Genomic DNA, 8,601 nt, shown 5'->3' on the forward strand with positions numbered 1-8,601 from the left:
CCAGCTGGCACCGGGCCTCCCGTCCGCTCGTCGGTCGCGTCTCAGGCGCGACGGCGACGCAGGCGGAGGACCAGCAGGCCGCCGCCGGCGGCGAGCAGGCCCAGAGCCCACGCCAACGGCGTGGTCTCGTCGGCGCCGGTGTAGGCGAGCGTGCCGCCGGTGCCGCTCGTCGTGGTCGCGACCGCGGCCGTGGCGACGGGACGGACGGCGACGACGAACGTGGTCGAGGCGCCACCCTGGGCGACGGTGAGACGGTGGTCCGAGGCGTGCGGGAACGTCACCTTCGAGGCGTCGCCCCGGGGATCGGTGACGACCCGGTCCGACGCCACCGAGCTCGTCACCGTCGTGCCGAACCCGGTGCTCGCGGAAGCCGGCGCGGTCGGGTTGCCGAACCGGTCGACGGCGAGGCCGGACACCACCAGCGAGCCGCCCTGCTGGACGGGGATGGACGCGACGGTGCCGAGGGGCTCGCCCCCGCCGGAGAACGCGCTGATGACGCCACCGGGTGCGACCGACCAGACCGTTGCGCCGGGTGTGCCGGTGTCGACGATCGCGCGGACCCCGATGGGTGCGGCCGGCAGGACGGTCAGGCGCACGTACTCCGTGGCGGTCGCGGTGCCACGGAGGGCGACGACCTCGAAGTCGTACGTGCCAGCGGTGGTGACGGTGCTGGTGAGCACCCCGGTCTCGACGTTGACGGTCAGGTCGGACGAGGGTGCGTCCTGGATCGCGTACGCCAGCGACCCCGTGCCGCCCGTGGTGCGGAACGTGTGCGTGAACGTCGCGCCGGCGGTGGCGGTGAGGGCGAGCGGCTTCGCCTTCGTCGACGGCTCGGTGAAGACGACCGGCGACGGCGAGACGGTCAGGCGGACGTACTCGGTCACCTGTGTCGAGCCGCTGAGGGCCACGACCTCGAAGTCGAACGTGCCGGCGGTCGTCGGTGTGCCGCTCAGCACGCCGGTCTCGACGTTCACCGTGTAGTCCGCCGACGGGGCGTCCTGGATGGCGTACGCGACGGTGCCGTTGCCGCCCGTGGTGGTGAACGTGTGGCTGAACGGCGTGCCGACCGTCGCGGTGAGGGCGATCGGGGCCGCCTGGGTCGACGGCTCGGTGAACGCGAGGTCGCTGCCGTCACCCGGTGCTGCCGCCGGGGTGGCGCTGTCCGTGGCCTTCGCGGCGGGGCCGGTGCCGGGCGTCGGGCTGGCGCTCGGCGTCTTGGCGGCCGTGGAGGTCGCCGTGGTGCTCGTCGGTGTCGTCGTCCCCGTCGCCGCCGTCGCGGGCGCGCCGACGCCGATGACCGAGCCGATGGCGGTCGCCGCCACGACGATGCCGATCGCCGCCGCGCGGCGGACGGGCGGCTTGGTGGACTGGTGCATGGTTCCCCCTCGGGAGTCTGATGGCGAGCACACGGTGCCCGCGCGCTCCTCGGTGCTCACGTTACGGTTCGCGGACCCGTTCCGACCCCGACCGGAGATCACGGTTTCATCTCGGTACTACCGCCTCTCATCTGGGGTTTTTCACAGAATTGCGCAAAGACGGACGGGAGGCGCGGGGCGGTCCTGCCCCGCGCCTCCGGTCCGTCAGGCGGTCGCTGTGACGTGCCTCAGCCGAGTCGGCGACGCAGGCGCCAGACGAGCAGGCCGGCACCCGACGCCAGGAGACCGAGGGCCCACGCGAGCGGGCCGGACTCGTCGGCACCGGTGTACGCGAGCGTGCCCGACGCGGTCGGCGTGTGGGTGGTCGTGACGGTGGTGGTCGTCGCCGTCGGCTGCACCTCGAAGCGGATGGTGCTCGTCACGTCCCCGGACGCCACGGTGATCGTGTGCGGCGACGCGTGCTCGAAGGTCACCCAGGTGGCCGCAGCCTCGGGGTCGTACTCGATGCGGTCGCTCGCCACGTCGCTCGTGAAGGTGAGGTCGGTGTGGTCACCGACCGGCTGCCCGTCGGCGTCCACGGCCAGGGCGCGGATCTGCACCCGGTCACCCTGTCGGGCCGGGATCGTGTCGACCCGCTGCGCGTCGCCGTCCGCCGGGTAGTAGGTGATCACGTCACCCTGGACGCCCCACCGGTCGCCGGACGTCCCGTCGGCCGGGAGCACCCCGATGGCGATGCCGGCGACGGGAGCGGGGGCCTCGGAGACGCGGACCGTGAACGAGGTGGAGACGCCGCCCTCGGACACCGTCAGCGTGCGGGTACCCGGCTCCGAGAACGTCACAGTGTTCGCCGACCAGTTCGGGTCCCAGACCACGCCGTCGGACGCGGTGGTGCTCGTGACGGTCGAGCGCGGGTACTCGTCGCCCGGGGTGGTGCGGTTGCCCAGCGCATCGACGGCCAGGCCCGCGAGGGTCATCGAGGAGCCGACGGTGGCGGGGACCTCCGACACCACGGTCTCACCGGTGCCACCCGGCGCGTACTCCCGGATCGTCCCGTCGGCGTCGACCTGCCAGCTGACGTCGGAGTCCGAGCTGTCGACGCCGAACGTGACACCCACCGGGGCGCCGGGTTCGATGTCGACCTGGACGTACTGCACGGCGCTCTGGTGCAGGTCGGTCGCGGTGACCGCGAACAGTGCGGGCCCGTCGAAGGTGCTCTTCGGGGTGGCGCTCAGGACGCCGGTCTGCTCGTTCCAGGACCAGCCGTTGACGTCGTTGTTCGGGTAGAAGTTCAGCGGGTTGAACAGGTACTCCAGCGGGCCGTCACCGCCCTGGGCGGTGAAGGTGTGCGAGAACGGCTGACCGGCGGTCGCGGTGAGGACGATCGGCGCGTCCTCGGTCGACGGTTCCGCCCAGGTGACGGGCGTCGACGCCTCGGGGGCGGGCTGTTCGGCGGCGGCGGGGGTCGTCGGCGCGGTGCCCGCGGCGGGCGGCGTGGTCGCGGCCGGGGTGGTGTCCGGCGTCGCCGTCTCGTCGGCCGGTGCCGGTGCCGGTGCCGGCGCCGGTGCCGGGTCGGCGGTCTCGCCGTCCGGTGTGGCCTGCGCGGTGTCGGGAGCGGTGTCGGTGCCGGTGTCGGCCGCCGTGGTGTCGGCTGCGGCGGTCGCGGTGGTCGCGTCCTGCGGAGCCGACGTCGCGGTGGTGCTCGGTGCAGCCGTCTCGTCGGTCGCTGCGGAGGCGGCGCTCGCCCCGATGCCGAACGCCGATGAAGCGGTGACGATCGCGATCGCCGCTCCGATCGCCGCGCTGCGGCGGAAGGTGTACTTGCAGGACTGGTTCACGGGATCCCCCTCGGATGCCTGGGTGGGACGCCGGATCAGCGTCCTCTACTCAGGGAATGTCGCCCGCTGACCAGTCCTGACGATCGCTCGATCACGGAACGATCACGATGGCACGGAGGTCCGCAGCCGTCGTGCCGGACCCGCGCCGCGCCTCCAGACCGCCCTGTCACGCTCCGACGACGGACGCGGCGCGTTCGAGCGCGGAGCGGAGTGCGCGCACGGCTGGCGACGATGCGCCAGCGGCGCGGACCACCGTGAAGATCGTCCGCCGCGGCCGCTCGGGCAGCTCGAGCAGCCGGCACGTCGTCGTCCGACCGGTCCACATCAGGTCGGGCATCAGGCTGACGGCGTTGCCCGACTCGACCAGGCGGATCTGCGTCTGCAGGTCGGCGGTCTCGTACCGGACGTCGGGCTCGAAACCCCAGCGCCGGCAGACCTGCTCGGCGAAGTGCCGCGACGCGGTCCCGCGGGGCTCCATCACCCAGGGCATGGTGCGGGCGTCCTCGAGTGACGACACCGGGCGCAGCGCCGTGTCGCGCGGGGGCAGGGCGAGCCGAACCGCGTCCGTCGTCAGGTCGGAACGGTCGAGCCCCGGCAGGTGCGGAGCGGCATGGGCGGGGTACTGCTCGGCGATGACCATGTCGAAGTCGCGAGCCCACGTCTCGTTCAGCGCGGTCTCCGGTTCGCGCTGCACCATCTCGACCCGGACGTCGGGGTGTTCCGTGGCGATCTCGTGCAGGGCGCTCGGCATCAGGGCGAGGGCCGCCGACTGGAACACGGCGACCCGCACCCGGCCCTGCACGGACGACAGGGTCTCCTCCACCTGGGACTGCGCGTGCTCGAGGACGTCGAGCACCTGGCCCGCAGCGGCCACCAGCACCTCGGCCTGCGGGGTGAGCTGGAGCCGCCGCCCGGCCTTGCGGAGGAGCTGCACGCCGGCCTCCCGCTCCAGGGCACTCAGCTGCTGCGAGACCGCCGACGGAGTGAAGTTCACCGCCTCGGCGACGGCCGCGATCGTGCCGCGGATGGACAGCTCACGGAGGAGCACGAGACGGCGGACGTCGAGCATGCTCCGACGCTAGCCGGGTCACGACCGGAACGGTAGCGCAACTGAACGGTATCCATCAGGAACGCTCACTTCCGCTACCGCATCCCGGACCTCCACACTGAACCCATGACGACGCTGCACGAGGACTCCGCCATCGACCACGACGCCCTGGCGGACCAGTCCGTCGCGCTCGTCCGACAGTGGCTCGCCGAGGCCGAGTCGTACCCGGTCGACGGCTCCGCGAAGCAGCTCGCCGGCGTGCTCGCCGACCCCGCCGGCCTCGACTTCGCCGTCGGGTTCGTCGACGGGGTCGTGCGACCGGAGGACCTCGCAGTCGCCGCCCGCAAGCTCCGGCAGATCGCCCCGGACGCCCCCGGGTTCCTGCCCGCCGCGCTCCGCGGACTCGTCCGGCTCGGCGGCGGCATGGCCCCGGTGCTGCCGAACGTCGTCGTCCCCATCGCCCGACGGGTCCTCCGCAACATGGTCGGCCACCTCATCGTCGACGCCACCGACTCCAAGCTCGGCCCGGCCATCGCCGGCATCAAGCGCGACGGCGTCCGCCTCAACGTCAACCTGCTCGGCGAGGCCGTTCTGGGCGAGCGCGAAGCCGCCCGCCGACTGGAGGGCACGCACAAGCTCCTGGCCCGCGACGACGTCGACTACGTGTCCATCAAGGTGTCCTCGACGGTGCACCCGCACTCGCCGTGGGCGTTCGACCACGCGGTGGACGACATCGTCGAGCAGCTCCGACCGCTCTTCCAGCGCGCCGCAGCCGTCAGCCCGGCCAAGTTCATCAACCTCGACATGGAGGAGTACAAGGACCTCGACCTCACCATCGCGGTCTTCACGAAGCTCCTCGACGAGCCCGAGTTCCTCGGCCTCGAAGCCGGCATCGTGCTGCAGGCGTACCTGCCCGACGCGCTCGCCGCGATGCAGGAGCTGCAGGAGTGGTCCGCCGCCCGCCGCGCTCGTGGTGGCGCCGGCATCAAGGTCCGTCTGGTCAAGGGCGCGAACCTGCCGATGGAGCAGGTCGAGGCCTCGGTGCACGGCTGGCCGCTCGCCACCTGGCACACCAAGCAGGACTCGGACACCAACTACAAGCGCGTGCTCGACTGGGCGCTCACCCCATCGCGCGTCGAGAACGTCCGCGTCGGTGTCGCCGGGCACAACCTGTTCGACGTCGCGCACGCCTGGCTGCTCGCCGGCGAACGCGGCGTGCGGGACGGCATCGAGTTCGAGATGCTGCTCGGCATGGCGCAGGGCCAGGCGTCGGCCGTGAAGAACACCGTCGGTTCGCTCCTGCTCTACACGCCGGTCGTCCACCCGGGCGAGTTCGACGTCGCGATCGCCTACTTGATCCGCCGTCTGGAGGAGGGCGCGTCGCAGGACAACTTCATGTCCGCGGTCTTCTCGCTGGTGTCCTCGCCGCCGCTGTTCGCCCGCGAAGAGGAGCGCTTCCGCGCCTCCCTGGTGCCGCTCGCGACGCCCGAGGGGCTCGCAGCACCGGCATCACACCGTGTCGCCGACCGCTACGCCGCCGTCGGCCGCCCCGGCCCCGGTCACTTCGAGAACACCCCGGACAGCGACCCCTCGGTCGGCGCCGTCCGCGCCTGGGGCGACGCCATCACCGCGCGCGTCGCCTCGTCGACGCTCGGCGTCCGTGCCGTCCAGGAGGCCCGGGTCGACTCCGCCACGGCGCTCGACACCGCGCTCGGTCGCGCCAAGGCCGCGGGTGCGGTCTGGGGGACCTGGTCCGGTGGTGCACGTGGCGCCGTGCTGCACGCCGTCGGCGACGCGCTCGAGGCGAACCGCGCCGCCCTCGTCGAGGTCATGGCGTCGGAGACCGGCAAGACCATCGACCAGGCCGACCCCGAGGTGTCCGAGGCGATCGACTTCGCGCACTTCTACGGCACCCTGGCGTCCTCGCTCGACGACGTCGACGGTGCGACCTTCACACCCGCGGCGCTGACCCTGGTCGCGCCGCCGTGGAACTTCCCGGTCGCGATCCCCGCCGGATCGACCCTCGCTGCGCTGGCGGCCGGGTCGGCGGTCGTGCTGAAGCCCGCGCCGCCCGCCGAGCGCTCCGGGGCCGTGCTCGCCTCGATCATCGAGACCGCGCTCGACGCCCACGGGGCCCCGGCCGACGTGCTCGCGTTCCTGCAGGTGTCGGAGAACGACCTCGGGCAGCAGCTCATCGCGTCACCGATGGTCGACCAGGTCATCCTCACCGGTGCCTACGAGACGGCCGAGCTGTTCCGCTCGTTCCGCCCCGACCTGCCGCTGCTCGCCGAGACCTCGGGCAAGAACGCCGTGATCGTCACGCCGTCGTCCGACCTCGACCTCGCCGTGAAGGACGTCGTCGCGTCCGCGTTCGGGCACGCCGGCCAGAAGTGCTCGGCCGCGTCCCTCGTCGTCATGGTCGGCTCGGTCGCCAAGTCGAAGCGCTTCCGCAACCAGCTGCTCGACGCGGTGTCCTCGCTCACCGTGGGGTACCCGACCGACGCCGCGACGCAGATGGGCCCGGTCATCGAGCCTGCCTCGGGCAAGCTGCTCGACGGCCTGACGAAGCTCGGCGCGGGGGAGTCCTGGGCCGTCGAGCCGAAGCAGCTCGACGAGACCGGCAAGCTCTGGAGCCCGGGTGTCCGACAGGGCGTCCGCCGTGGTTCGGAGTTCCACCGCACCGAGTACTTCGGCCCGATCCTCGGCATGATGACCGCCGACTCTCTCGACGAGGCGATCGACATCGTGAACGAGGTCGACTACGGCCTGACCTCGGGCCTGCACTCGCTCGACCCGGCCGAGATCGGCACGTGGCTGTCGCGGATCCAGGCGGGCAACCTCTACGTCAACCGCGGCATCACGGGTGCCATCGTCCGGCGTCAGCCGTTCGGCGGGTGGAAGAAGTCGGCCGTGGGTGCCGGCACGAAGGCCGGTGGGCTGAACTACCTGCTCGGGCTCGGGTCGTGGACGCCCGCACCGGCGGTCGCTGCGTCCGGTGTCGCCGTTTCGGGTCCGGTCTCGGCGTTCGTCCGGGCGGCCGAGGTGTCCTCGCCGGTGCTGGACCGTTCGCTGGCGTCCGACGAGCAGGCGTGGTCGACCCTGTTCGGCACCGCGACCGACGTGTCGGCGCTCTCCGCCGAGCGGAACATCGCCCGGTACCTGCCGTTCCCGGCGGTGCAGGTGCGGCTGGCCGCGGGTGCCGGCTCGGACACGGACCCCGACGCCTCGGTGGTCGAGCTCGTCCGCGTCGTCGCCGCTGCGCTCCGTGCCGGCACGACGATCGAGGTCTCCACGGCCGCGACGCTGCCGTCGTCCGTCGCCGCGGCGATCCGTTCGCTGCCGATCGTCCGCTCGCTGTCGCAGACGGTGTCCGACGAGGCCTTCGCGAGCTCGGTCGCCTCGGGGTCGTCGACCCGGGTGCGGCTCATCGGTGGGGACACCTCGGCGCTGTACTCGGCCGTCGGTGGTCGTCCGGACGTCGCCGTGTACGGCGGCCCGGTGACCGAGGCCGGGCGGCTCGAGATCCTGCCGTTCGTCCGCGAGCAGGCGGTGTCGATCACGGCGCACCGCTTCGGCACGCCGAACCACCTGACCGACGACCTGATCTGACCCCGGACTGCGGCGCTGGCGTTCGGGTCCAGCGCCGCTTGCAGAACCGAAGTGCCCCCGAACCACGCGATCGCGTGGTTCGGGGGCACTTCGGTTGTGCGGCGTGCGGAACGTCGTGTGCGGGGCTGTCCGGTCGCCGCACGGCCTCGGGTGCTTCGGAGGGACCGAGCGTTGCCTCGGGTGCGCGTCGCAACCACGGCGCGCAACCACTGAGGAGCTCCACCATGACCGAGCCGTTCGCACGCCCGACCGCCCTGGCCCACGTCCGTGTCACCGTGACCGACATCCACCGGAGCAAGGCCTTCTACCAGCTGCTGCTCGGCACGGATCCGGCGATCGACTTCAGCGACCAGGTCGACGAGCCGGGTGTCCGCGAGGATCGCGAGCGTTTCTACGGCGGATCGGTTTTCCGGCTCGGTGACCAGGTGTTCGGGCTCCGTCCGGTCGCTCCCGCAGGGCAGACATTCGATCCGGACACCGTCGGCCTCGACCACGTGAGCTTCGTCGTGGGCTCGGTCGACGAGCTGCACGAGGCGGCCGCCCGACTCGATGCCGCGGGTGTCGAGCACGGCGAGGTCACCGACCTGGGCGACGCCGGCATGGTGATCCTGTCCGTGCAGGACCCCGACGACATCAACCTCGAGCTCGCTGCCCTCAAGTCCTGAGCAGTCCGCGCCGCCCTCGGCCGGAACCCGGTGCCGATCCGATCGGTGCAACCAAAGTGCTCCCGAAC

Annotated in this window: 5 protein-coding genes; 2 read left to right on the top strand and 3 right to left on the bottom strand. The window is 72.3% G+C overall.

The genetic code is table 11. The features are described 5' to 3' along the window. Window positions 1-41 precede the first annotated feature (41 nt). The 3 genes from BIU89_RS13390 to BIU89_RS13400 form a co-directional block, all read right to left on the bottom strand. Window positions 42-1,376, bottom strand: a complete 1,335-nt coding sequence (locus tag BIU89_RS13390) for a hypothetical protein (RefSeq protein WP_071247234.1) — start codon at window positions 1,374-1,376, stop codon at window positions 42-44. Between the two features lie 227 nt (window positions 1,377-1,603). Further along, window positions 1,604-3,211, bottom strand: coding sequence for a hypothetical protein (locus BIU89_RS13395; RefSeq protein ID WP_071247236.1), 1,608 nt, complete (start codon window positions 3,209-3,211; stop codon window positions 1,604-1,606). A 166-nt stretch (window positions 3,212-3,377) separates the two neighbouring features. After that, window positions 3,378-4,280, bottom strand: a complete 903-nt coding sequence (locus BIU89_RS13400; protein WP_071247237.1) for a LysR substrate-binding domain-containing protein — start codon at window positions 4,278-4,280, stop codon at window positions 3,378-3,380. Between the two features lie 105 nt (window positions 4,281-4,385). On the opposite strand from BIU89_RS13400, the gene BIU89_RS13405 reads away from it, so the two are divergent. Together BIU89_RS13405 and BIU89_RS13410 are read left to right on the top strand one after the other, a co-directional pair. Continuing rightward, on the top strand, window positions 4,386-7,868 hold the full coding sequence (locus BIU89_RS13405) for a proline dehydrogenase family protein (protein WP_071247239.1): 3,483 nt from the start codon (window positions 4,386-4,388) through the stop codon (window positions 7,866-7,868). Between the two features lie 224 nt (window positions 7,869-8,092). Then, window positions 8,093-8,533 carry a VOC family protein gene (locus tag BIU89_RS13410; RefSeq protein WP_027465202.1) on the top strand — a complete coding sequence of 147 codons (441 nt, stop codon included), beginning with the start codon at window positions 8,093-8,095 and terminating at the stop codon, window positions 8,531-8,533. The last annotated feature ends 68 nt before the right edge of the window (window positions 8,534-8,601 follow it).

Source organism: Curtobacterium sp. MCBA15_005 (assembly GCF_001864855.1).
GTDB lineage: Bacteria > Actinomycetota > Actinomycetes > Actinomycetales > Microbacteriaceae > Curtobacterium > Curtobacterium flaccumfaciens.